Source organism: Capnocytophaga cynodegmi DSM 19736 (assembly GCF_000379185.1).
Lineage (GTDB): Bacteria > Bacteroidota > Bacteroidia > Flavobacteriales > Flavobacteriaceae > Capnocytophaga > Capnocytophaga cynodegmi.
The window spans coordinates 200,130-225,557 of the sequence record NZ_KB900703.1 but is presented as its reverse complement, the minus strand read 5'-3'; the positions used below and the strand labels follow the sequence as shown (position 1 = coordinate 225,557).

Below are 25,428 nucleotides of genomic sequence, written 5' to 3'. Positions count from 1 at the left end.
CAGACATTTGAATCCGAGAATGTAGACTCAAGATCAAACTTTTTCATATCTTCTGACAAAAATATACACCAAAGCAGAAAGCAATAACAAATGTAGATAAATAGCATAAACAACCACGTCGGGATAGCTAATTGCTCCTTTACTGAGTTCAATTAATGCTATAATTTGTGCTCCGTACGGAATAATACCTTGTACGTAACACGAAAAAATATCCAAAACAGACGCCGCATCTCTGCCTGAAATCTGAAATTGATTGGCTATCTTTCTAGAAACTTTTGAAACTATCAGGATTGAAACTGTGTTGTTTGCCACACAAAAATCGGTTGTACCTACCAAAGTCCCCATTCCAAGCAATGCTGTCTTTGGCGATTTGATATGCTTTTGGATAAATTTCATCATAAATTGAATTCCTCCAAAATGTTCCACCAATGCCGCCAATCCACCAGTAAAAAAGAACAGAAGAAAAATTTCAGACATATCCGTAAATCCTTGATATGTATGATTTACAAACCCAAGAAAACTAAAATTCCCGTAGATTATACCCAGCGTTCCGGAAAAAATAACACCCAAAAACAGGGAAACAAAAACATTTACACCCAAAAGCGACAATACAACCACAGCCAAATAAGGTAATATTAAAACAACATTAAAATCCTTTTGTGTTTCAATAATTATCTCTTTTGCCTGAGAATTTCCTAAAAACAATAGAATAACTATAGTCAGTATTGCTGCTGGAAATGCTATTCGTGCATTTGCTTTCATCTTTTCATTCATTTTGCAACCCATTGTTTGTGTGGCCACTATGGTTGTATCGGAAATCAATGAAAGATTATCACCAAACATTGCACCAGAAAGTAAGGAAGCTCCTAACAAAGAAGCATTCAAATCGCTTTGTCCTGCCAGACTAATCACAATAGGAGCTAATGTTGTGATTGTACCTACAGAAGTTCCTGTTGAAAATGATAAAAATGAAGCTATTACAAATACACCTATCGGAAAATATTGTGGTGAAATGTATGATATTCCTAAACTGACAATGCTATCCACACTTCCAGAGGCTTTTGCAACAGTAGCAAAGGCTCCTGCAAAAAGGACAATAACACACATTGTCAACACATTAGAATCTCCAGCTCCTTTGAAGAAGATGTTTATTTTTTCTGTAAAAGATGCTTTGTAAATCAATAGTGCTACTACAACACCTACCAAAGCTACCAAAGGCGTTCGTAACGAGTAAAAATCATTGAGGTAAATCCCTCCGCCCAAGAAAATTGCAACAAAAACCAAGAGAGGGATAATCGAAATAACACCAATTTCTTTTTTAAAAGCCATCTAATACGGAATAAAATTTCAAGGTACAAAAATATATGTTATTTCATAAAAACAAAATATTTTTCCAATAAAAATATTTTACACATTAAAATTTTCCAAAAAAAGAAAGTTCAAAAACATTTCTATATTTTGAACTTTCTTCTAGCTTATTTCTTTTCTTTAATTAGATAAAGGTAAACAGGAAAATGGTCGGAATAGCCCCAAGTATAATTTCCGTTGGACATACTCCGGAAAGGATACCCTTTATATCGTCCTTTTTGATTTGCCAAATAAGATTTATTAAACACACCAGCTTTCCAATATCGATAGGTTGATTTATCTTCTTTTAAAAGTTCTTGTGTGAAATAAATTTGATCGAACAAATTCCAACCATCTTGATATGCCAGAGAACCAATCCCTTTTTTAAGCATTTCTTCCATTGGATTATACAACCCTCCAGATTTCACTCTTTCTTTCTTTCCTTCAGTCTTGAGTATTTTTTTGAAACTTGTATTGGTTGGGTCATCATTAAAATCACCCATACTCAAGATTTTTGCATCAGGATTTTCTGCCAAAAGTGAATCAATTATTTTTTTATTCAGCGTTGCCGCAGCTTCCCGCTTAGGACGACTTGCGGCCTCTCCACCACTTCTTGAAGGCCAGTGATTTACAATAAGATGCATCGGTTCACCATCAAACATTCCACTCACCAAAAGTTGGTCGCGTGTGTACCTACGTTTGCCATCTACTTCGTAAATTTCCAAATGATGTTTTGAAGTTGAGGTCGGTTTGAATATATTTTTTTTGTAGATTAGAGCTACGTCAATGCCTCGACTATCAGGAGAATCATAATGAACAATACCGTAATTGTACTTTTTAAGATAATCCGTGTTTATCAAATCAGTTATAACATTTTGATTTTCAACCTCGCACAATCCCACAATATCGGGAGCTTGTTTAGTTACATCACTTCCTATTTCCGAAATTACTTTTGCGATTTTCTGGACGTGGTCATTGTAAACTTTTGAAGTCCAGCGGTCTGCCCCTTCAGGGGTGCGGTCATCATCAAACTTTCGAGGGTCGTTAATTGTGTCAAATAAGTTTTCTACATTGTAAAAGGCAATTGTTCTGACCATAAATTTCTTTTCTTGTGCCTGTACTTTTAGCAACATTAACAACAAAAATGTAACAAAAAGTGAATTGTAATATTTTTTCATATCGTATTTTTAAAACGCTAATTTATTTTAAAATTCTAATTTCAACTGTGAAGGCAACAACTGGAATGTTTTTCTATGATAAGGTGTAATTCCGTAATTTTCAATTGCTTTTCGGTGGGCAATTGTAGGGTATCCTTTGTTTTTCTTCCACTGGTACATTGGGAACTCTTCATCTATCTGCTCCATATAGGCATCACGATATGTTTTAGCCAGAACAGAAGCCGCAGCAATTGTTTGTATTTTAGCATCTCCTTTCACCACACAGGCGTGAGGAATATCACCAAATTTAGCAAATCTGTTCCCATCAACAGCAATAAATTCAGGTTTTTTGAAGAGTTGCCCCAAAGCTTTGTGCATTGCCAAAATAGACGCTCGTAAAATATTGATTTCATCTATTTCAGCAGGAAAAACGTGTGCGACCGCATAACAAATTGCTTCTTTTTCAATGATGGGTTTTAAAAATAATCGCTGTCTTTCAGTAAGTTGCTTAGAATCTGTCAGCAAATCATTCTTAAAATCTTTCGGAAGAATTACCGCAGCAGCCGTAACAGGACCTGCAAGGCAACCTCTCCCTGCTTCATCTGTACCTGCCTCATTATGTGTATGATAATACAACTGCATTCTTTTTAACTCTTTGTGCGATAAATCACATTAATTTACCTACATTTTTCCTTGCAAATATATGCATTTTATTGCAAAGAAAAAGAAGTTACCCTTTTTTGGATAACTTCTTATATGTATAAATAATATGGTTAAAATCTTGGTAATTTTTCAGGAATAATGTGTTCTACTTCATAACCAGCAAAATTTTTCAAATAATTTTGCAAAGTTGTCCCGTTTGCATCAGCAAAAGCATAACCACCTCTACTTTTAAAATAATTCTTAACATTCTGAGCTCCAGCAAGATGCGCTGCTGCTAGAATTCCTGATTCGGTAATATAAATACCATTAATACGTTTACCCGCAAATTGTTTGATTTCTTTTCTTAATACCCATTTGTTTCTCTTAACACTCAGGGTAAAAAGTCGTTCTTGTTGTTCAGGAGATTTCAGAAATTCTTCTGCATTTTTAACTCCATAAAACTGCAAAGCTGACTTCCCGAACTGATACTTACCCATATAACCGTATTGATTTACAATAAAATAGTTACCTCGGGATTCTCTGTAAGCTAAGGCTTCTTTAAAGCCAATGAACGTTTTGCCAATAAGTGGCGGATTTAAAGTACTGTTTTTTTCATTTTCTTGTACTGGCAACACAGTTGCCAACTGAGGTTTTTCTACAACAAAATTTCTGTGAACTTGAATTTCTTTGATTTGCTCATCGCTGATTGTAAAACACATACAAACAAAACTAAGCAATCCCAAAATTGTAAAAAGATACCTCCTCTTTGCATTAATCATTTTCATTTAGTTTCTTTAAGACTTACGATACTTTCACAAAGTGAAACAATTTCTGCTTAAAATTAGCGGGTGCAAAAATAGTCATTTTATAGGAAAAGAAAATATTATTTCCTAATACATAGTTAATATTAAAGGAATTACAGATTCAAATTTAATATTTTTAACCATCAAGAGCATAATTTTAACACTTATTAAAGAAGCTTTAATGATTTTTCTTTTTCAGATTATACCAATATATATTTCCGATGTTTTACATATTGGTATTTTTTTAACTATCCGTATCTTTGCTTTCTCATTACAAATTGCAACATCAAAGTTTTATGAACAAACTTATCCGAACCAATGAATATGGTGTTTTTTTCTACCGAATCTTTTTAGTTTATATTTTCTACTTCATTGCACGACTTTTATTTTTTCTTTTTAACACGGAAATCATAGGAGAAATTAGCACAAGTCAGCTTTTGAAATTATTCTTTTTGGGAATTAAGTTCGACACAACGGCTATTCTGTACGTCAATTTACTATTCATTTTGCTTAGTTTGTTTCCTTTATGGGTAAATACGCATAAAACTTACCAAAAAATACTCTTTTGGATTTATTTCATCACAAACGGAATTGCTTATGCAACCAATTTTGTGGATATGATTTACTATCCGTTTAGCAAATCACGTCTAACCACCGCTTCGTTTGCCGTAGTAGAAAATGAGCAAAACAAAACCGAATTATTTTTCATCTTTTTAGCAAATTACTGGTATTTAGTACTGATATTTATTAGTCTAATCGTTCTTTGGATATTCCTTTATAAAAAAATCAACATCAAAAGTTTCAAAATTCGACCTCTTCCGTATGTTGTATGGTCTGTTTTATTATTTTTAGGAATAGGAATAGGTGTTTTGGCAGGAATACGGGGAGGAAGTTTGGCACATTCATCACGTCCGATAAACATTTTGGATGCCAGTCGGCACGCAACCAATTCGGTACACGCTGATGTTATCCTCAATACGCCTTTCACGCTTATTCGAACCATCGGAAAAAACAAAGGATTTAAAGAATATAAATTCGTTTCAGACGAGTATATTCAGAAAAATATTCTTCCAATAAAGCAATATAACAGAAAAGTAACCAACAAGCCCAATATCGTAATTTTCATTTTGGAAAGTTTTGGAAGAGAATATGTAGGTTGCCTAAACTCTTCAAGAAATATTCCTAATTACAAATCGTACACTCCCTTTTTGGACTCATTAGCTCAGCATTCCTATATATTTGACAATGCGTATGGTAACGGAAGACAATCCATTCACGGAATGTCGTCAATTTACGCAGGAATCCCTACCTTTCAGGTGGCTTATACCTCCTCTCCTTATGTGCAACAACCTACTGAATCTGTTGTTTCAATTGCCAAAAAAATGGGATACAACACGTCATTTTTCCATTCCGCACCTAATGGTTCTATGGGATTTTTAGGTTTTTCAAATATTCTAGGCTTTGATAATTACTTTGGAAAAGATGAATATAATAACGATGCTGATTTTGACGGTGTATGGGGTATTTGGGACGAGCCTTTCCTTCAGTTTATGAACGATGAATTAAGCAAAAAACAACAGCCTTTTTTAGGAACAATATTTACCGTCTCATCACACCATCCTTTCAAAATTCCAGAAAAATATGAAGGTAAATTCGATAAAGGAAATGTTGAAATGCACCAATGCATTCAGTATACAGACTACGCTCTGAAAAAGTTTTTTGAGTCAGCTCAGAAAGAAAGTTGGTACAACAATACTATTTTTGTTTTTACTAACGACCACCCAAATCAAATTTTTTATGACCTTTACAAACAGCCCATCACAACTACTGGAGCTACTCTAATTTTTTATAGCCCTAATCCTGAATTGGTTGGCAAAGGAATTTCGTCAGAAATAGCTCAGCAAATAGATATTTATCCTTCAGTTGTTGATTTAATTGGTTACAATCAACCTTTTCGTTCGTGGGGACGTAGTTTGTTCTCTGATAAAGAAGAAACCCCTCGAGCATATATTTCTGATTCACACGTTTATAGGCTAATGCAAGGAAATTACATTTATGTTTTAAATGAAGATGGAAGCGTAAATGGAATTTTTCAAAAAGAAGATGAAGCACTGAAAAACAACTTAATAGGCAAAGAAAATAATCCAGAAATAGAAAAAGGCATTAAAGACTTACAGGCTTTCATTCAGGATTATATGGATAGAATTATCAACCGAAAATTAGAATAAAATCCAACTTTTTCTTTAAGATTTTATTAATAAAAAAGTCTTAATTTTTTAGCAAAAATTAAGACTTTTAAAATATCTGTATTAAACTATTAATCTTCCAAAGTCATTAAATATCTTTCAGCGTCCAATGCTGCCATACATCCCGAACCCGCAGCCGTAATTGCTTGCCTGTAACGACTATCAGCGGCATCACCCGCAACAAAAACACCTTTCACATTTGTTAGAGATGTTCCTGGCACATTTTTGATGTAGCCCGTTTCATCAAGAGAAATAAAATCTTTGAAAACAGCTGTATTAGGTGTATGCCCTATTGCTACAAAAAAGCCTGTAACAGGAATTTCGGAAACTTCATTTGTTTTATTATTACGCACTTTCAAAGCTGTAACTACCTGTCCATCACCTAAAACTTCTTCTGTTTCAGTGTTATAAAGTACTTCTATATTTTCTGCTTTTAACACACGTTCTTTCATAATTCGAGAAGCACGGAATTCATTACGACGAACAAGCATCGTTACTTTCTCGCAGATATTCGCTAAATACAACGCTTCCTCACAGGCTGAGTCTCCCGCCCCAACAATGGCTACTTTTTGCTTTCTGTAGAAGAAACCATCACACACAGCACAAGCAGAAACGCCTCCACCTGTTTTCAAATAATGTTGCTCTGAAGGTAATCCTAAATACTTAGCAGAAGCTCCCGTAGCAATAATTACTGTTTGTGCGTGAATTTCTTTTTCTTCATTAATCCACACTTTATGAGGAGTTTGTGAAAAATCAACCTTTGTTACCCATCCGTTGCGTATTTCAGTTCCGAAGCGTTCAGCTTGTTGTTGTAACTCCATCATCATTGCTGTACCAGTAATTCCGTTAGGATACCCAGGGAAATTTTCAACTTCGTTTGTTGTAGTTAGCTGTCCTCCAGGTTGTTCCCCCTGATATAACACAGGATGCATATTAGCACGTGAAGCGTAAATTGCAGCAGTGTATCCTGCAGGTCCTGAACCTATTATAAGGCATTTTACTTTTTCTATCTCAGCCATTATTCTATTTTTTTGAATTCAACTTTACAAAGGTACGTATTTTTCGCAAGAAAACAAATGTTGCTCAGCGATTATTATGACGGTGGTATACCTCTAACTTAAAGGCTCATCTTCAACGAAAGGAGCATTCACATCTGTATTATAAAACTACTCAAACATTCGCCGAAGTCTGGTTGCTGTTATTTCCTGCACTGGATTATAATGCACGAAGGACTGCACCTTTTCTTCAAATTCTTCCTTTGTAAATTAGTCTATTCATATTGTCAAATCACCTCATATATGGAGCAAACCTCCCCCCAATTTACCGAATAGATTTATATAACTCGTCCTACGTTTTAGCTTTTTCGGTGAAATATTCCACATATTCCTTTTCAATGCAAAGCCCTTCACGCATTGCTTCTTTAAGCTGAGTGGGGGCATTGGTATAGTCGATGATTCGATTTACTATAACATCTTCGGGAGGGGAAAGCTCATCTTGCGAAAGATTGCCTTCATAAATTTCGTTGATAAGAAGCGTCATCAACTCGATATCTTCGTACGATTTAGGATTTTTGAACGATTGGTAAGACGTATCCCGAATCTCGTAAATATGCACACATTTCAACATTGCGGTAAACACGGCTGTTCTTAAAGGACGGCGTTTCCTGAACATACTTTTGGTGTACGGATACGGAGGTTTTTTCATAACTGATTTGTTTTTCTATTTTTTCCGTCTCTTTTGTTTTCTATTTCCGTGGTTTGGAGGTTTGTGGGAGTAGCTAGTTTTAAAGTTTTTGGTCTACCCTGCCACTGAAAGATGTCTATTTATTCAAGGATTGTTAAACTCATTGCATTAACTAACAAAAATCAAACATTTAAACCAACAAAATTAATTCATTATTTTCCAGCAATCGTCTTCTCATTAAAACAACTTGGGAACAAGAATAGTAAATCTTTATGTCACATTTACTAGCTCCTCATATTCCTCAATTTTTTTCTTTAATTTTTCTAAAACCTTCAAATAAGAATCAATAACTTTATAATGAGATTTTCTTTTTGCTTCCATATCAACGAAAGCACAGTATGCTTCATTTGCAAAATGATTTACTTGAATTGCATCAAAATCTTTGGGTATATATTTGTTTGACTTTTCTGCAATCTCCTTCAATAACTCAGAAATTCGTTTCCTATCAACTTTAATTTTATTCTCTTTTATAAACTTTGAACGAAGTTGAACATACTCAAGCATAAATTCATCCTTTGAATCATATTCCCACCCTATTCCCCCATTAACTTTCGGATAATTAACAATTCTCTTGTTATTTATCTGATGAAAAAGATGGTAAAAAACAGTTCCATAATTATTCTTGAATATAATCTCCAACTCATTATACCTTTTTACAAATGTTCTATACTCATCCTGAATGGCACTTTCAAAATTAGATATACCATACAAATAAGAAAATAAAGTATTTATTTGTTCAACTTTATTTTTATTATTCTTAACTTTTCTGTAAAGTTGTTTCACATCAATATTTTTCAAAAAGTTTACTTGGACAGATGAATTAACACATAGTTGATTAAACTCTTTTTCTGTTAAATATTTTTTAAAATAGCTTTCCTGTTTCGAAATTTGTTTTTTTAACTCTTTCAGGTTTTCTCTAAAAAGATTATTTTCCGAGATCATCAATTCTTCCTCTTGTTTAGCTTTTTCTTTCTTATCTCGTTTGTAATTTCTTTCACCTAAACAATAAGCAAAAAAAATAGAAAATGTACTCACAACAATAGTTCCTAAAAAGTTAAGCCAATCAAACCAATTAGGACTTGAGTTATAAAAGTCTCCAAACTGAAAATTAAACATATCCCTATCTTAGAATTAATCAACAATTTATCTACAGTAGCTCACCGCTAATCATTCAGTTTCAACACCGCCATAAAAGCAGATTGTGGCACTTCTACATTTCCGATTTGGCGCATACGTTTCTTTCCTTTTTTCTGTTTTTCAAGGAGTTTACGTTTACGGGAGATATCACCTCCGTAACATTTTGCGGTAACGTCTTTGCGGAGGGCTTTGATGGTTTCACGAGCGATGATTTTCGCTCCGATAGCCGCCTGAATTGGAATGTCAAACTGCTGACGCGGAATCAGTTCGCGGAGTTTTTCGCACATTTTCTTCCCGATGTTATACGCATTATCGGCGTGAATCAAAGCTGAAAGGGCATCCACCGAATTGGCATTGATAAGCACATCCACTTTTACCAAGTTTGAGGCACGCATTCCGATTGGCGAATAATCGAACGAAGCGTAACCCTTTGATACTGTTTTTAATCGGTCGTAGAAATCAAACACGATTTCCGCCAATGGCATATCGAAATTCAGTTCTACACGCTCGGGAGTTAAATATGTTTGATTGGTAATTTGTCCGCGTTTTTCGATACAAAGCGACATCACTTGCCCCACAAAATCTGCTTTGGTAATCACCGACGCCTTGATGTAAGGCTCTTCCACTCTGTCCAATTTCGATGGGTCGGGAAGGTCAGACGGGTTATTTACCACGATAGGCGTTTCAGGGTCTTTCTTCGTATAAGCCAAGTAGCTAACGTTCGGAACGGTGGTAATTACCGTCATATCGAACTCGCGTTCCAATCGCTCTTGAATGATTTCCAAATGCAACATCCCAAGGAAACCACAACGGAAACCAAAGCCTAACGCCGCCGAACTTTCTGGCGTGAAAACGAGCGACGCATCATTAAGTTGCAGTTTTTCCATTGAAGCCCGAAGCTCTTCATAATCCTCTGTATCAACAGGATAGATTCCAGCAAACACCATCGGTTTAACATCTTCAAATCCGTCGATGGCTTCGGTACAACCATTTTGAGCGGTGGTAATGGTGTCGCCCACTTTTACCTCACGAGCGTCTTTTATCCCCGTGATGAGGTAGCCCACATCGCCACAACCCACGAAAGGTTTAGGTACTTGATTGAGTTTGAGCGTTCCCACCTCGTCGGCTTGGTAAATCCTGTCGGAAGACATAAATTTGATTTTGTCGTTTTTGGAAATTTTCCCGTTCATCACACGGAAATACGTTTCCACCCCACGAAACGGATTATAAACCGAATCGAAAATCAGGGCTTGTAACGGAGCTTCGGGGTCGCCTTTCGGTGCAGGAATGCGTTCGATGATAGCTTCGAGGATTTGTTCCACGCCTAAGCCCGTTTTTCCAGAAGCTGGAATAATATCATCAGGTGAACAGCCAAGCAAGTCCACGATATCGTCTTTCACTTCCTCAGGATTAGCCGAAGGAAGGTCGATTTTATTTAAGATAGGAATGATTTCCAAATCGTTTTCCAAAGCTAAATACAGGTTTGAAATCGTCTGAGCCTGAATGCTTTGTGCCGCATCAACGATAAGCAATGCTCCTTCGCAAGCAGCAATGGAACGCGACACTTCGTAAGAGAAATCCACGTGACCCGGCGTATCGATGAGGTTCAGAATATAGGTTTCGCCTTTGTATTCGTATTCCATTTGGATGGCGTGACTTTTAATGGTAATCCCTCGTTCACGCTCTAAGTCCATATTATCAAGGAGTTGGTCTTGTTTTTCGCGTTCGGTGATGGTTTTGGTAAAGTCCAAAAGGCGGTCAGCCAGCGTACTTTTTCCGTGGTCAATGTGTGCGATGATGCAAAAATTGCGTATGTTTTTCATTTCTCTTGTTTTCAATTTGTTGTAATTGGCAAAGATACGAAAAAAGTGCAAAGGAAAAAGAAGAAAAATAAAAAGCAGAGAAAAATCTCTGCTTGAACTTACTATCTTTTATCAATCTGTAAAATTTGTACAAAAAAATCCGTTTCTGTTTTAGAAACGGATTTTTAATTTATCTTTAAAATGACTATACTTCCTCTTGATCTCTCAAATATTGGATGTATCGAGCTTTTTGTAGTTCATTTCTTCTCTTCACAGAATTTTTTGTAAAATGCTGCTTTTCGCGAAGTTTACGAACAACTCCCGTTCTGTCAAATTTTCTTTTGTAACGTTTTAACGCTTTGTCGATGCTTTCGCCGTCTTTTACTGGTATTATTAACATAATCTACACACCTCCTCTCATTTGGGCTGCAAATATGCATTTTTTTTCTGAAACTCACAAATTTTGCTCAAAAAAAAATAAACTTCAAAGACAATAAATTCTATTCAGCAAAATTACTTTCTTTCTCTGAAATAATTATTAATTCGTTGCTTCCTTCCACATTTGGAATTACTTTTACCAAATTAGTTTGTTCGCAAAATCTGATAAAATTTGCATTCCTTTCAGATTGTCTCTTATTGTTTTTCATTGTATTAAACAATATTTTTCCATTAAATGTCCGCAAAGAAAGTACTCTATTTACAAATTCTGGGGAGAACAAAAACTCAGGCATTTTATCATCTTGAAAAACGTCAATAATAATCAAATTATATTTTGATTTTGATTTATGCACAAATTGCTGTGCATCATCAACAATAATTTCTAAATTTTCAATTTCATCAAGATTAAAATATGTTTTCGCAACTTCAACAATCTCTTTATCAATATCAACAGCGGTTATTTTTCCTTTGTATGAAATTTCATCAACCAAAGTTTTTACAACGCTACCTCCAGCCAAACCCAAAACTAAAATACTTTCCATCTTTTGTATTTCTGTAAAACCTATTTTTTTCAAGCCTTTTCGTAAAATCCGTTGTAAACTTCCGTAAGAATAGTTTGTGTTGGGCGTATCCAAAACCAAACGTCCATCACGAAAAACCACTTCAATTGACTTACTAACAGACGATTCTCGTTTGTGAATTGTAATAGGAATAATATAACTGAGAATTCTTTTTAACATTGGGTGAGTTATAGATAAAAATTAGATTTTCAATAAGTTTACTTCTTTCCCGTTAAAAACGGCATAGGTAAAATAGTGAATCCAATCGCCTGTGTTTATGTACTTGGAATTACTCGAAAGCTCAATTTCCATTGGCAAATGCCGATGTCCGAAAAGAAAATAATCATAATGTTTGGTTTTTAACTTGCGTTTGCAATATTGTACCAGCCATTCGTTATCTTCCCCTAAGAATTTCACGTCTTCATCTCCTGAAATTAACTTATTTTTTACTGAAAGATATTGTGCCAGTCGCACTCCAATATCAGGATGTAGCCATCGGAAAAACCATTTTGCTACTGGATTGGTAAACACTTTTTTCATCCGTTTAAAACCTTTGTCGCCTGGTCCGAGTCCGTCGCCGTGTCCCACCAGAAAGCGTTTCCCACAAGATTCAAATTCCAGCGGTTTATGAAAAACAGGAATATTCAATTCTTTTTGGAAATAATCGTTCATCCATAAATCGTGATTTCCAACAAAAAAATAAATCGGAATTCCTTTATCGGTCAGAGCTGCCAATTTCCCTAAAACACGTACAAATCCTTTTGGAACGACTGTTTTATATTCGAACCAAAAATCAAACAAATCACCCAACAGAAAAATCGCTCCTGCATCTGCTTCAATCTGGTCAAGCCAATTCACAAAAGCCAATTCTCGCTGACGACTTGCCACGAAATCAGGTGCTCCCAAATGATTGTCAGAAGCGAAATAAATCTTTTTATTTGGTTGAAGTTGTAAATTCAAAATTTTAAGTATAAAGGGGAAAAATCCAAGTTACAAGTTATAAGGGAAAGAAATTAACAATGAACAATAACAGCTTATTGCCTAATGTCTATAATCTATCACAAATTGTCCGAAGCAAACCATTCAGCGTAAGAGCTTTCGGTTTCTTGCAAACGAAGCGAAAATAAAGTTACATTTTCGGGTAAATATTTTTTGATACGATTGGCAAAATCAGCAACCAAATTTTCACTCGTAGGCTGATAATCCACCAAGATAATATGATGCCCTTTGGCTTTAAGTTCGTTTGCCAACTCCAAATGTGGTGAATTGGCATTGAAAATCATCGCGTGGTCAAATTCATCGATAATTTCCTGCTTCACGATGCGTTTCAAGTCACCAAAATCAATCACCATTCCGTATTTTACATTATTGGGGTCATTTATAGGCTTACCAACTACGGTAACGTGCAGCTTATAGCTATGTCCGTGCAGATTTTTACACTTCCCGTCGTAACCATACAAAGCGTGTCCCGCCTCAAATTCAAACTTTTTAGTAATGCGTATGTTCGCCATCTCAGAAATAATTTTTAAGCCGTAAAAGTAATGAAAAAGAAAATAACAACAAAAACGCAATCAATTTGAAAAAATAATGATATATCAAACCACTCATTTTTTGGTATTCTTTTTCCTATTTTTTAATCCGAAAACAAGGTTTATACATTAAATTTTTCTATTTTTGCGACAATATTTTATCAGAAAAAATAATGTTACTTACAAAACAAACATTTGAATTACATAAAGCTACACGCCTTAGACTTGTAGATTTTTTAGAGAAATTATCTCCCGAACAATTGGCAAAAGTCCCTAATGGGTTTCACAACAACGTACTATGGAACATAGCTCACTGCATTGTAACTCAACAACTTTTATGCTACAAACTTGGAAACATCACTCCTCTAGTTACCGATGAATTCATCGAAACATATCGAAAAGGTACTTTCCCTAAAGAATATCTTCCTACAAAAGAAGAAATTAATAACATAAAAGAATTATTAATTTCAACACAAGAACAACTCAAATCAGATTACGAAAAAGGAGTTTTTCAGCAGTATAATACATATATGACCAGTTATGGCTTTGAACTTACCTGTATTGAAGACGCCATAAACTTCAATAATATACACGAAAGTATGCATTTAGGTTCAATAATTTCCTTAAACTATTTTCTTTAAACCTACCAAACATTTAATATTTATTTAAACATTTTGAAGTAGAAAGATGTCGCCCATTTATAACCAATTACTAATTCCATATCTCATTGCTATGGCACTTGCTATAACTATGGGAGGAAGTGGTACAGCACCTGCATTTTCTGCAAGTTATGGAGCAAATGTTATACGAAGGAGCTTAATTCCAGGTATTTTCGGCATTGCAGTTTTTTTAGGAGCTTTTGTTGCTGGTAAAAATACAGCAACCACAATGGGAAATGGCATCTTACCTGCTAACTATATGACTTTCACAGTTGTATCTGTAGCTCTACTTTCTGTTGCGATTACGCTTCTGATAGCTAATATTTCAGGAATCCCTCAGTCAACAAGCCAGGCTGCTGTTCTTGCATTTGCTGCTCCCTCCCTATATTTCAATAAATTAGACTCAGGAAAATTATTTTACGAAATTATTCCTACTTGGTTCATTCTCCCTATTATTTCATTTATTTTGAGTTACTTATGCGGAAAATATATCTATAAACCAATGCGGAAGAGAGGGTTCACTATGCAACGAGCTCAGAATGAAAATCTTAACCCTGTTTGGAATACCATTCTGATTGTAATGTCTATTTATGTTTCTTTCTCCATTGGTTCAAACAACGTAGCCAATGGTGCGGGACCTATTGCAGCAATGACTATCAATGAATTAGGATTACAAAATGAAAATGATTTTATGGTAATTCTTATATTATCATCATTAATTGTTGCTCCTTGTTTTGGTATTGGAAGTTCTTTGTTTGGTCATAAAATTGTGAAAAATACAGGAAAAGAGATTATCCTCTTCGGAAAATTTGAAGCAGTTATAATCGCTTTTATTTCAGGAAGTTTGCTACTTTTAGCTTCTGTAACAAAAGGAATTCCCTCCTCGCTGGTTCAGGTAAACATAGCAGCTATTTTAGGAATTGGAGTCGCAAAAATGGGACCAAAGAACATCTTTAATAAAACCCAAGTAAAACGCTTTTTCACTATGTGGATGATTGCCCCTATCATTTCCTTTTTATTGTCACTTTTATTAATCTATCTTGCTGATATGGGTGGATTTATACACAATCATTAATAAAAAAAAGTGATAACGCAAACTCTCACCTTATCACCTTTTAGTTACTTTCTATCTCGTTTTAAAATTTTCAATAATTTTATCCACTATAACTTGAGCTAACTTCTCTTTGCTTTCCATAGTCCAACCAGCAATATGTGGCGTAAGAATAACATTATCAGACTCTAATAGATATCTAAATGCTTCAGGAAGGTTATCATCTGTAAAAAAATCTTCGAATGATGATTTTTCATATTCCAAAACATCTAATCCCGCCCCAAGTATTTTTCCTGATTTCAAAGCTTTTACTAAATCATCTGTAACTACACTTTTGCCTCGTGCTGTGTTCAGCAACCAAAACGGATTTGAAAACTTATTGATAAAATCCGTATTTACCATATTCATTGTCAATGGAGTTTGAGGCGTATGCAAACTTACTACTTCTGCTTGACTAAAAAACTCTTCTAATGAAACTTGCGTGGCATTTTCATCTCCTACATTGGGTTTTATATCATAACAAATCACTTTACAATCAAATCCTCTTAATTTCTTCGCAAAAGATTTCCCCATATTCCCATAACCGATGATTCCCACTGTCTTGTAATCCAATTCCCAACCTCGATTTTCCTCACGTAGCCACTTTCCTTGCTCAATTTCCTTATTTGCTTTTTTGAATTTATTAAGCAAAGCCAACAACATTCCTAAAGTGTGTTCTCCTACAGCATTTCGATTTCCTTCAGGAGAAGAAATTAACATAATTCCTTTACTATCAGCAAACTCACAATCAATATTTTCCAATCCTGCTCCTACTCTTCCTATAAATTTCAGGTTTGTAGCCTTCTGTATGAAATTTTTGTCAATCGAAAACCTGCTTCGAATTATTATTCCATCATACAAATGTATTTTCGATTCTATTTCAGCTTTAGAACTTGTATAATCTTCATAATTCTCAAATCCATTTTCCGCAAGTTGGGAAATCATCAGTGGATGATTTGTATCCAAATGAAGTATTTTCATATCTTGTATCTTTAAAACTTTTTAATATTAAATTTTATATTTCCTGTACCTTTCCACATTCATCTCTCTGTCTATCAGCTTATTTTCATAAACCATTTCATAAAGATTTTTTGCCACAAAGGGAGCATTCATTACACCACGTGTACCTAAACCATTCAAAATCCACATATTATCATAATCAGGATGTTTTCCAACCAACGGACGACGGTCAGCAACTGTTGGGCGAACAGAGGCTTCTTGCTCTACGATTTCATATCTACAGGAAATCAATTTATTGAGTTTTTCCAACAACTCATTTTTTGCTTTTTCAGTGATTGTATCACTCAAATCTTCCCATTCGTATGTTGCTCCTATTTTATAAAAATTATCTCCAATTGGTAAGATTACACCATCGCTTTTTACAATCTCCTCAAGACACAAATCGGGTGCATAAAACGTTAAAGTTTCTCCCTTGCAAGGTTTCATTGGTAGATAATTGAAATACGGATTTTTTACAATTCCATAACCTTCACAAAAAACGATATTTTTAGCAGAAATAGTCTGATAATCTATCTTATCTGAGCTTACTTTCAACTCCTCATAATTAAATCTCCTTTGGTGAAATATGCTTTCATCTTTCCACAGTTTTGTACACTCTTGCAGGTAAGTTTTTACATCCAACCTACCTGTTTGGAGTACTTTTCCAAATCCGAAAGGAGCTTGAATGTGCCTATTTTTTTCCGAAATTATTTCAGAACTCAAATACGAGGAAAGAACCTGCTTATCAGAGGCAAAAAACCAATTATTTTGCTCTTCTACTGAAGCAAATTTTCTCAGAATAGGAATTGGGATTATAATCTTTTTATTGATTTTTTTCTCGATTTCATCATAAAAAGAATGCAACAAATCCATTTGCTCATTAGCTCTCCAAACAGGCGTAAATCGCTTCAAAACAACAGGATTATAAACACCTCCGGCAACTAAACTCGCAATCTGAGAATTATCAGTAATAATGCAGAATGATTTATTATTTTTCTCCAAGATGTTCGCAAAAGTGACTCCTGCCAAACCAGCACCAACAATGATAAAATCAAACATATACAAATTAATAAAATTGTACGCAAAAATAATCTATATTTCTACAATAAAAAACTGTTTTAAAACAATTACTTGCTTTAAAACAGTTATATAAATATTCTGTGAATTTAAATTAGTTTGCCCACATATCTTGCTCTTTATCACGAACAGATTCTTTAATCTTATCGGATTCCAAAAGCTGGAAGAGTGAATTATCAGGCAGATAGTCCCTAATTTTCCTGTCGCCATATACATTGGCTTCCTTGTAAACTACCGCACTAAACAATCTCGCATTTAGCAAGTGATCGAAAGACATCGGTCTTGCGTTGTTCTTTCGGTTGAACGTCTTCGCCTCATGCAAAATTTCCCTTGCTTGTGGATAAAACACCCAGAATAGTTCTACCAATCTATTTTGAGCATCTTCAGAGTCAACATAATGTACGTCTGGAGCTACAGGAGCAATTCCCAATAAACGATACTTTAACTCTCCTTGTCGTTTGTCAAAATACCAAAGACCTCTGATACGATATTGAACTATGTCCCCTGCAGTCAAATCCCTCTTGGCTATGTTCACAGGGTCAATTGCTTCTCCAGCATTCAATTGGTCGTAACCTGCTGACAATGTGTCGATTTTAGATAGGGCACCGCTTAGCTGATCATATGTTCTTTTTTCTGTAAAATAAGAATCAGCATAGGTATCTTTTAATCTTCCATTCTTCATATTCTTTACCAAAACGTCATACAAAGAACGTCTGTACTTATCAACGTCCATCGTGTCGGTAGGAAATAGAAGTGGAAAATTCATTCTCTCATTTAAGTCAATGATTTCCCAGACTTCCACAGACCAAAGGATATCCCTATCATCTACATATCCATAAGGCAATGGTTTGTCGTTATCTGACTCTATTTGGGCTTCACTTTTCTGTCCAATTTCCTCAACTTCCTTTGCATTCAAAATATTAAATTGAGCAAAAGACATTTGACACGCAAAAATTGCAACAGCTAATAAGCCTATATTTTTCGAGTTAAACATAATAATACAATTTCTAATTTGTTATTTCAACATTTATAGGAATAACGGTTGGCATTTTATAATCCGAATTTCCTACAATAGCAGCTTTTACATCGAATATATTAACTATATCCCCTTTTCTTGCTCTATTTAAAGCATTTCTTACTTGATCATTCATTTTATTTCCTTGTACGGAAATTGTAGGCTGTCCAGGAATTGAAACTTTGAATGAAGTAATTCTTGTATTCAAGTCAAAATCGAAATCCTCAAACTTCGCTGTTATAGTAGCAGCACCTAAGTTCGATTTTGGCAATTTAACACTCTCTACTTGTCCACCTATTGATGCCAGCGGACGAGGGATATTTTTAATTCTGAACAATCTTGAAGAACTAAATTTTTGTCCGTCTATCTCTCCTGAAACATTGATTGTTACTTCCCTACCAGTGCCAGGATTCATCACCCAACCATTACCACTTCTGCTTAAACCTGCACCAGAAGCCGAAATTTTATTATTTGGCACACCTGGCATTGAAATTGTAATTGGGTTAGAAACTCCTCGATAAACTACGTTCATCTTATCAGCAGAAATAACCGCAGAGTTAGGTTTCGGAATCGTTGAAAATGATTGTTCAACAGGAACAGAAATTCTTTCACCATCTTGGTCAAAATGCAAACTACCTGTGATTTTATGCTCACCTGCATTTCCTGCTCCCACATTCAACTTCACACGACCATCTTCAATTGTATAATCAGAAGGTGACAATGTACGTCCATCTAATTTTAATTCAACAGAATTTGGACGTGTAGTAGCATCTTTTCTTCCTAATACAATCGCTCCATCAAATTTTTCACCTTGATAGTATGCACCTTTTGATTGCTCAAGCAAGGTTGTATAATTCGTCATCGAAACTTGTTGTTTCAAAGCTCCTGACAATGCAGCTTCATAAAAGTTCTGCTCCACTGAACGAACATCAGACTGCATCATTGAAAGTTTAGCAAGTGATGCTACATAAGGGAAACCTTCAAAATTATAATTTAACCATTTTTGAGTAGTCCCATCTGTTTTCTTCTCATCTGCTGTACTGAATTCTCTATTTATTTTATCAACAATAGACTTGTATTTTGGATCATTACCCAAAATTTCTGCCATTGATTTTTTATAAGCTTCTATTGCCTCTATAAACTTCTTACCTCCATCAGCATATCCTTCTCCCTTGAAGAATATACCATCAGTGTACTCTGATTTATCCAATTTTTGATAGTCAATCTTTCCTGTTTTAGGGTCTCTCGCTTTTTCTACCTCCTCATTTAATCCACCTTTGATTTGCTGGATATGATTGTAGAAACCATCTGAAGTCTCTTTTATAAGTTTTGCTTTTTCGTGACTTTCTTTCCACAATGCACCATTTTCATTTACTTTTTCTTGCAAAGCTTGCATTGCAGCCAAGTTATCCTCATTAGCTTTAATATTCGATGCTTCAAATTTATCGTTGACTAATCCGAATGCATTTAAAACTTCCTTACCCATATTCAATGCAAGCATTGCGATAAAGACCAAATACATAAGGTTAATCATCCTCTGTCTGGGACTTAATTTTCCTCCTGCCATAGTACTATTTTTTTAAGTTATTAATTAGAAAACTAAATTATTTCCCCATAGCAGACAGCATTCCCCCATAAACAGTATTCAACGATTTCAAGTTGTTCTTGAAAGACAACATTTGCTCATTCAAAGAGTTCAAATTATCTACAACTCCAGCTTGAGCAGTAACTTGATTTTCTGTTCTTTCTAATTGTAATTTGTAAAGACTATTTAATGATTCCAACTGAGTAGCAGCCAATGAAAGCTCTTCTCCATATTTGTGAGTAGCAGCCATTGAATTAGCAACCGGAGTAATTTCTTTTGCAGCACCTGCAAAATTCTCAATTGATTTACCTAATGTACGCATCAAATTAGCATCAACCTTAGCTTCTGCCAAGATACCATCTAATTTCTCAGACAAAGATTCTTTAAGTAGTTTATCCTCTTTTTCTTGAACAGGAGCTGACTTTGCAACTCCTTGACGAGCCATACCTCCAGCTAATTCAGGATAAACCAATGACCAATCGTATTCTTCTTCAACTGGCTCAAAAGCAGCTATAAAGAATATAATTGCTTCTGTAATCAGACCGACAGCCAACAAAACAGTTCCGTTAAGAGGCCCAAAACTCCAGTGAGTTAACTTAAATAATGCACCAAGAATTACAACTGATGCTCCAAGACTGTAAACTGCGTTGAAGATTTTTTTTCTTCCTTTATTCCCTTTTGCCATAAGATTAAGTATTTAAATGTTTATTTAATTATATTTTTGTTTACTAAATTAACTTGTTTTTATCTGAAACCTCTTACTCCTTTGCTTTGCGCTCCCTCACTAACTCCCATAAAATCCTGAACCGTTCTAAAACCAATGTAGCTACGAGCAGAATCCTGATACTCAAAATCACGAGTATTAACTTGTAACATATATGCTACATCTTTCCAAGAACCTCCTCTGATTACCTTACGTTTATTCTTCTCATCAATAACACTTGGATTCATTGTTGACATATATTCATACGAATTCGGGTCATACGAAGTGTTTGTCCATTCAGATACGTTACCCGCCATATTATAGAGATTGTATCCGTTAGGCTCGTAGGACTTAGCCTCAACAGTGTACAATGCATTATCTGAGGCATAGTCACCACGTAACGGCTTAAAGTTTGCTAAGAAACAACCTCTATCATCCGTCGTATAAGGTCCTCCCCAAGGATATGTACCTCCCTCAAGACCTCCTCTGGCGGCATACTCCCACTCAGACTCAATAGGCAAACGGAAAGCATTAACTTCATCTTGCCCTTTAGCTTTTTGATACGTATTTTTATTTAAGGTTCTCCACTCACAAAATGCCTTTGCCTGCATCCAATTAACACCAACTACAGGATAATCACCATAAGCTTCATGCCAAAAATACTGATTATGCATTGGCTCATTGTACGAATAATTGAAATCACGAACCCAAACTGTTGTATCAGGATATACTTTTATAAGTTCTTCTTTAAAGAAATCTTTTCTGTTGCCTTTGGCACGAGCAGCTTTCTCCATATCTAGCCACTGATACTTGAAAACAAACTTCTCAACATCCATAATGCGCTTACCATTGTAAGATTCCTCTTCTGGCAGGTACATTTTATCCATTACCTCAGAATAGTACTCATCTGGAAATTTCTTTGTATCCCAAATTAATTGCACTTTTCTGTTTAACTTACGCTTACGTTCATCTCCATAAGTATTCTGCAAGTACTGTTCGTATGCACTCATATTTTCAGTATTTGCATCCAGATAAGCATAGTCTCCTATGCCTCCTCCCCCCCCTTGAGATTGCCCCGTTTCGTCAGCCAATTCCGCGAGATTTGTTCGGATTATGGAATCACGCACCCAATTAACAAACTGGCGATACTCGCTGTTTGTAATTTCTGTTTCATCCATATAAAACGAGCCCACACTAACTGTTTTGACAGGTGCATTTAAGCTTCCTGCTTTATCGTCGTCGGAGCTACCCATAATAAAAGATCCACTTGGAATAAGGGTCATTCCATAAGGTCTTGGTTGTTTCCAACTCTTTCCTTTAACGCCTACAAGTTCTCCTTTGTTATCTCCACCACGGCCGCACGCATAAACTACAGTAAGCATTAGTAGCATTACAAATATTTTCCTTGCCATAAACATTATTTAAATTCACATTATTTCAGGTTGCAAACGTATATAATTATTTTGAAACCTGCAATAACTATTCATTTTTATTTAATATTGTCGAATTAAGTTTAACACTATATTTAGAATTCTTTAATACTAATCCCTACCATATCTAAAAAAATTTTTTCAGGATTAAAAACCAGCATTACAAACTATTTTTCAACAATAAAGCAGTTTTTATTAACAGAAAAATAAGCAAGAAATAACGAATATCTTTTCATTGTAAATTTAACTTTTTCTCAGAAAAGATATTCAGAAAAACATCTTTCATTTTTAGTTATTTTTGCTCAAATCACTTCAAATTTTTACTATTTTAACTCCTTAATTCCCACATTCCAAAGAATGAATGACTGCATATCAGCAGCTTGTTCTATAATTTTACTTATTGGAGTTCCTGCTCCGTGTCCCGCATTAGTTTCAATACGGATAAGTGTCGGGTTACTTCCTGTTTGTTTGCTTTGCAATTCCGCTGCAAACTTAAAACTATGTGCGGGAACAACACGATCATCGTGATCACCAGTAGTTACCATCGTAGCGGGATACGCAACACCTTCTTTAACATTATGAATAGGGGAATATTCTTTCAAATATTCGAACATTTCTTTGCTGTCGTTAGCTGTACCATAATCATACGCCCAACCAGCACCCGCTGTAAATGTATGATAACGAAGCATATCCAAAACACCAACGGCAGGCAATGCCACTCTAAATAATTCTGGACGTTGTGTCATTGTTGCTCCAACCAATAGCCCTCCGTTGGAACCTCCGTGAATTGCTAAAAAGTCAGAAGATGTATATTTCTCAGCGATTAAATATTCTGCAGCTGCTATGAAATCATCAAAAACGTTTTGTTTTTGCATTTTTGTACCCGCATCGTGCCATTTTTTACCATACTCGCCACCGCCTCGCAGATTTGCTACCGCATAAACACCTCCATTTTCCAACCACACAGCGTTTGAAGTATTAAAAGAAGGTGTCAAACTCACGTTAAATCCTCCATAACCATACAAAATAGTAGGATTTTTTCCGTCTAACTTAGTTCCTTTCTTATAGGTAATAATCATTGGAACTTTTGTACCATCTTTTGATGTGTAAAAAACTTGCTTGGATTCATAATCTTCTGATTTCAAATCGATTTTAGGTTCCCAATACAAATCGTACTTACCAGAATCTAAATCCATTTTATAGATTTTACCTGGTGTACTGTAATTTGTAAATGAAAAATAAGTCTCCTTATCTTCTTCTTTTGCAGAAAATCCTCCAGTCGAACCTACCCCAGGCAACTCTACCTCACGGATTAGTTTTCCATCGTAATCGTATTGCTTTACTTTTGAAACAGCGTCAACAATATACTTAGCAAAAATGTAATCCCCTGCCAAAGAAACAGACAAAACATTCTCAGTTTCAGGAATCACATCTTTCCAATTTTCAGGCTTAGGACTTGAAAAATCTACACTTACCAAACGCTTGTTTGGAGCGTTTAGATTCGTAACTAGAAAGAATTTTGAACCCTTATTATTTACCACTTGTGTATCATTGTTGAAATCTTCCGTGATAGCCACAAAATCAGATTTTGGATTTCTCAAGTCTTTCACAAATAGCTTGTTACCAGAAGTAGAGTTTGCTCCTGAAATAAACAAATAATTCTTATCATCAGAAACGTACCCTGAAACATAACGATATTTTTGCTCTGGTGTTCCTCCAAAGATTAGTTTATCTTCTTTTTGTGAAGTCCCTAATTTGTGATAATACAACTTATGTGTGTCTGTTTTCGCAGAAAGTTCGCTTCCTTTGGGCTTGTCATAACTTGAGTAATAGAAACCATCATTTCCATTCCACGAAGCTCCGCTAAATTTGATGTCCACTAACGTATCACCCACAATCTCTTTATTTTGGGTTTTCATTACAATGAGTTTACGCCAGTCGCTTCCTCCTTCTGAAATTAAGTAGGCTACCAAAGACCCATCTTCTGAAAAACTAACCCCTCCCAACGAAGTGGTTCCATCTTTTGAAAACTCATTAGGATTGAGAAATACTTCCTCTTTTCCATCTTTATCTTTTCGATAGAGCACACTCTGATTTTGCAATCCATCATTTTTATAGTAATAGGTATATTCTCCTTCTTTAAAAGGAGCTCCTATTTTTTCGTAATTCCATAACTTTTCCAAACGTTTTTTAATTGTTTCTCTGTATGGAATTTGTGCTAAATACCCAAAAGTAACTTCATTTTGAGCTTTAACCCAGTTAGCAGTTTCCTCACTTCGGTCATCTTCCAACCAACGATAAGGGTCTTTTACTTCTGTACCAAAGTAAACGTCTACACTATCCACTTTTTTAGTTTCAGGATACGTAACTTTAACAGCTTCTGATTGTTGCGTCTTTTGACAAGCCACCATCAAAAGTAAACATCCTAAAGGAATTATTCTTTTTTGCATAGTCTTTCTTAATTTGAAAATTCTATTTATTTGATTACGATATTATTTTTCATAACACACTCAACGCATTTTCCTTTGATAACAAATTCATTTGCAGAAAGTTTTGTTGCTTTTTGAATATTGTTTTTCAATCTGTTATCCAAAAAATGAATATTCTTGACACTTGGTAATCCTCCTTTTTCAATGATATATCCTGCCCAATTACGATTGTCCACAAAAAAACACTTTTCTACGAAAACATCCGACACAAAACTTCTTTCTGCTCCTGTATAAATCAATATTCCCGAGTTTTCATTACTATCTAAAATAGAATTCTTAATTACAACATTTGAAACAGTATCTGTAGCATTTGGTTCTATATCAACTCCTGCTTGTGGGGGAATTCCATTAGTTTGCGAAAATACACAATGATTGATTGTTACCTTGTGAGCTGCTGTTATGGACACTCCTTGCCTACGATTATTTATACATTTGACTTTCTCTAAAATGATATTTTCACTTCTACTACGATTTTTACCAATATAAATTCCATCTCCCCAGCAATCTCTAACTAAAACATTCCCAATGACAATATTTTTTCCATCATAAATACCTATTCCCATTCCCCATTCTCCTCTATTACCAATGTGGATATTTCTATCTCCTTTTATAGTTCCCCCTACAACTTTCACGTTCTCTACATTTTTTATATATAGAATGTCGTATCGTTCATTTGTGTTTGCTTTAGCTTCTAAGATGGCATTTGCTGCTAATTGCAATGTGACATTACTACGAATTACCAGAGATTGTTTTGCTTCAATGAGATAAGTACCTTCAGGAATGTACACAACTCCGCCTCCTTTTTTAGAAGCTTCATTAATCGCATTTTGAATAGCCTCTGTATCATCTTCATTATCATTGCCTGTAGCTCCAAACTTAGTTACATTAATCTTATTAGAATCTTCTTGTAAAAGTTCCTTTTCACTACAGGAAATAAAAACAAACAGTAGAATCCAAAATTGCTTTATATTTGCCAT

Annotated in this window: 23 protein-coding genes; 3 read left to right on the top strand and 20 right to left on the bottom strand. The window is 35.0% G+C overall.

Annotated elements, in window-relative coordinates:
• Positions 1 to 33: 33 nt before the first annotated feature.
• The 4 genes from YW9_RS0100985 to YW9_RS0100970 all read right to left on the bottom strand — a co-directional run bounded on the left by YW9_RS0100985 (position 34) and on the right by YW9_RS0100970 (position 3,865).
• Positions 34 to 1,329: a Na+/H+ antiporter NhaC family protein gene (locus YW9_RS0100985; protein WP_018278309.1), complete on the bottom strand. Its 1,296-nt coding sequence runs from the start codon at positions 1,327 to 1,329 to the stop codon at positions 34 to 36.
• Positions 1,330 to 1,475: 146 nt separating this feature from the next.
• The gene (locus tag YW9_RS0100980) at positions 1,476 to 2,525 is read right to left on the bottom strand and encodes an endonuclease/exonuclease/phosphatase family protein (protein WP_018278308.1); all 1,050 of its coding nucleotides are present in this window, start codon (positions 2,523 to 2,525) and stop codon (positions 1,476 to 1,478) included.
• A gap of 27 nt (positions 2,526 to 2,552) precedes the next feature.
• The gene (locus YW9_RS0100975; protein WP_018278307.1) at positions 2,553 to 3,146 is read right to left on the bottom strand and encodes a ribonuclease HII; all 594 of its coding nucleotides are present in this window, start codon (positions 3,144 to 3,146) and stop codon (positions 2,553 to 2,555) included.
• Positions 3,147 to 3,277: 131 nt separating this feature from the next.
• Entirely contained in the window at positions 3,278 to 3,865 is a 588-nt protein-coding gene (locus tag YW9_RS0100970) for a peptidoglycan-binding protein LysM (RefSeq protein WP_373309641.1), read from the bottom strand.
• 380 nt (positions 3,866 to 4,245) lie between these two features.
• Here YW9_RS0100970 and YW9_RS0100965 point away from each other — a divergent pair, with 380 nt between their 5' ends.
• Positions 4,246 to 6,177, top strand: a complete 1,932-nt coding sequence (locus YW9_RS0100965) for an LTA synthase family protein (RefSeq protein WP_018278305.1) — start codon at positions 4,246 to 4,248, stop codon at positions 6,175 to 6,177.
• An 89-nt stretch (positions 6,178 to 6,266) separates the two neighbouring features.
• On the opposite strand, the gene trxB is transcribed toward YW9_RS0100965, so the two are convergent.
• The 8 genes from trxB to queD all read right to left on the bottom strand — a co-directional run bounded on the left by trxB (position 6,267) and on the right by queD (position 13,386).
• Positions 6,267 to 7,214 carry a thioredoxin-disulfide reductase gene (gene trxB / locus YW9_RS0100960; protein WP_018278304.1) on the bottom strand — a complete coding sequence of 316 codons (948 nt, stop codon included), beginning with the start codon at positions 7,212 to 7,214 and terminating at the stop codon, positions 6,267 to 6,269.
• A gap of 328 nt (positions 7,215 to 7,542) precedes the next feature.
• On the bottom strand, positions 7,543 to 7,899 hold the full coding sequence (locus YW9_RS0100955; RefSeq protein WP_155848688.1) for a hypothetical protein: 357 nt from the start codon (positions 7,897 to 7,899) through the stop codon (positions 7,543 to 7,545).
• Between the two features lie 249 nt (positions 7,900 to 8,148).
• Positions 8,149 to 9,054 carry a hypothetical protein gene (locus YW9_RS0100950; protein ID WP_018278302.1) on the bottom strand — a complete coding sequence of 302 codons (906 nt, stop codon included), beginning with the start codon at positions 9,052 to 9,054 and terminating at the stop codon, positions 8,149 to 8,151.
• Between the two features lie 47 nt (positions 9,055 to 9,101).
• Entirely contained in the window at positions 9,102 to 10,898 is a 1,797-nt protein-coding gene (lepA, locus tag YW9_RS0100945) for a translation elongation factor 4 (protein ID WP_018278301.1), read from the bottom strand.
• A gap of 184 nt (positions 10,899 to 11,082) precedes the next feature.
• A complete protein-coding gene (rpsU, locus tag YW9_RS0100940; RefSeq protein WP_018278300.1) occupies positions 11,083 to 11,277 on the bottom strand; it encodes a 30S ribosomal protein S21 in 195 nt (64 codons plus the stop codon).
• A 100-nt stretch (positions 11,278 to 11,377) separates the two neighbouring features.
• Complete coding sequence (locus YW9_RS0100935; RefSeq protein WP_018278299.1) at positions 11,378 to 12,055, bottom strand: spermidine synthase; 678 nt, start codon at positions 12,053 to 12,055, stop codon at positions 11,378 to 11,380.
• Between the two features lie 21 nt (positions 12,056 to 12,076).
• Complete coding sequence (locus YW9_RS0100930) at positions 12,077 to 12,835, bottom strand: UDP-2,3-diacylglucosamine diphosphatase (RefSeq protein ID WP_018278298.1); 759 nt, start codon at positions 12,833 to 12,835, stop codon at positions 12,077 to 12,079.
• Positions 12,836 to 12,933: 98 nt separating this feature from the next.
• Positions 12,934 to 13,386 (bottom strand): 6-carboxytetrahydropterin synthase QueD, encoded by a 453-nt coding sequence (gene queD / locus YW9_RS0100925; RefSeq protein WP_018278297.1) that lies wholly within the window; start codon positions 13,384 to 13,386, stop codon positions 12,934 to 12,936.
• A gap of 191 nt (positions 13,387 to 13,577) precedes the next feature.
• Here queD and YW9_RS0100920 point away from each other — a divergent pair, with 191 nt between their 5' ends.
• Positions 13,578 to 14,045, top strand: coding sequence for a DinB family protein (locus YW9_RS0100920; RefSeq protein WP_018278296.1), 468 nt, complete (start codon positions 13,578 to 13,580; stop codon positions 14,043 to 14,045).
• Positions 14,046 to 14,091: 46 nt separating this feature from the next.
• A complete protein-coding gene (locus YW9_RS0100915; RefSeq protein WP_026193706.1) occupies positions 14,092 to 15,138 on the top strand; it encodes an inorganic phosphate transporter in 1,047 nt (348 codons plus the stop codon).
• Positions 15,139 to 15,189: 51 nt separating this feature from the next.
• Here the strand turns inward: YW9_RS0100915 and YW9_RS0100910 are convergent, their stop codons facing one another.
• From YW9_RS0100910 to YW9_RS12955, 8 genes are all read right to left on the bottom strand, one after another.
• Positions 15,190 to 16,134 carry a 2-hydroxyacid dehydrogenase gene (locus YW9_RS0100910; RefSeq protein WP_026193705.1) on the bottom strand — a complete coding sequence of 315 codons (945 nt, stop codon included), beginning with the start codon at positions 16,132 to 16,134 and terminating at the stop codon, positions 15,190 to 15,192.
• 27 nt (positions 16,135 to 16,161) lie between these two features.
• Positions 16,162 to 17,211 carry an NAD(P)/FAD-dependent oxidoreductase gene (locus tag YW9_RS0100905; protein WP_018278293.1) on the bottom strand — a complete coding sequence of 350 codons (1,050 nt, stop codon included), beginning with the start codon at positions 17,209 to 17,211 and terminating at the stop codon, positions 16,162 to 16,164.
• A gap of 112 nt (positions 17,212 to 17,323) precedes the next feature.
• On the bottom strand, positions 17,324 to 18,223 hold the full coding sequence (porN, locus tag YW9_RS0100900) for a type IX secretion system ring subunit PorN/GldN (RefSeq protein ID WP_018278292.1): 900 nt from the start codon (positions 18,221 to 18,223) through the stop codon (positions 17,324 to 17,326).
• Positions 18,224 to 18,236: 13 nt separating this feature from the next.
• A complete protein-coding gene (porM, locus tag YW9_RS0100895) occupies positions 18,237 to 19,811 on the bottom strand; it encodes a type IX secretion system motor protein PorM/GldM (protein ID WP_018278291.1) in 1,575 nt (524 codons plus the stop codon).
• A gap of 37 nt (positions 19,812 to 19,848) precedes the next feature.
• Positions 19,849 to 20,514 (bottom strand): type IX secretion system motor protein PorL/GldL, encoded by a 666-nt coding sequence (gene porL, locus YW9_RS0100890; protein WP_018278290.1) that lies wholly within the window; start codon positions 20,512 to 20,514, stop codon positions 19,849 to 19,851.
• A 59-nt stretch (positions 20,515 to 20,573) separates the two neighbouring features.
• Positions 20,574 to 21,950 (bottom strand): T9SS ring complex lipoprotein PorK/GldK, encoded by a 1,377-nt coding sequence (gene porK / locus YW9_RS0100885; RefSeq protein ID WP_018278289.1) that lies wholly within the window; start codon positions 21,948 to 21,950, stop codon positions 20,574 to 20,576.
• A 335-nt stretch (positions 21,951 to 22,285) separates the two neighbouring features.
• Positions 22,286 to 24,412: a prolyl oligopeptidase family serine peptidase gene (locus YW9_RS0100880; protein WP_018278288.1), complete on the bottom strand. Its 2,127-nt coding sequence runs from the start codon at positions 24,410 to 24,412 to the stop codon at positions 22,286 to 22,288.
• A gap of 26 nt (positions 24,413 to 24,438) precedes the next feature.
• Positions 24,439 to 25,428: a glycosyl hydrolase family 28-related protein gene (locus YW9_RS12955; RefSeq protein ID WP_018278287.1), complete on the bottom strand. Its 990-nt coding sequence runs from the start codon at positions 25,426 to 25,428 to the stop codon at positions 24,439 to 24,441.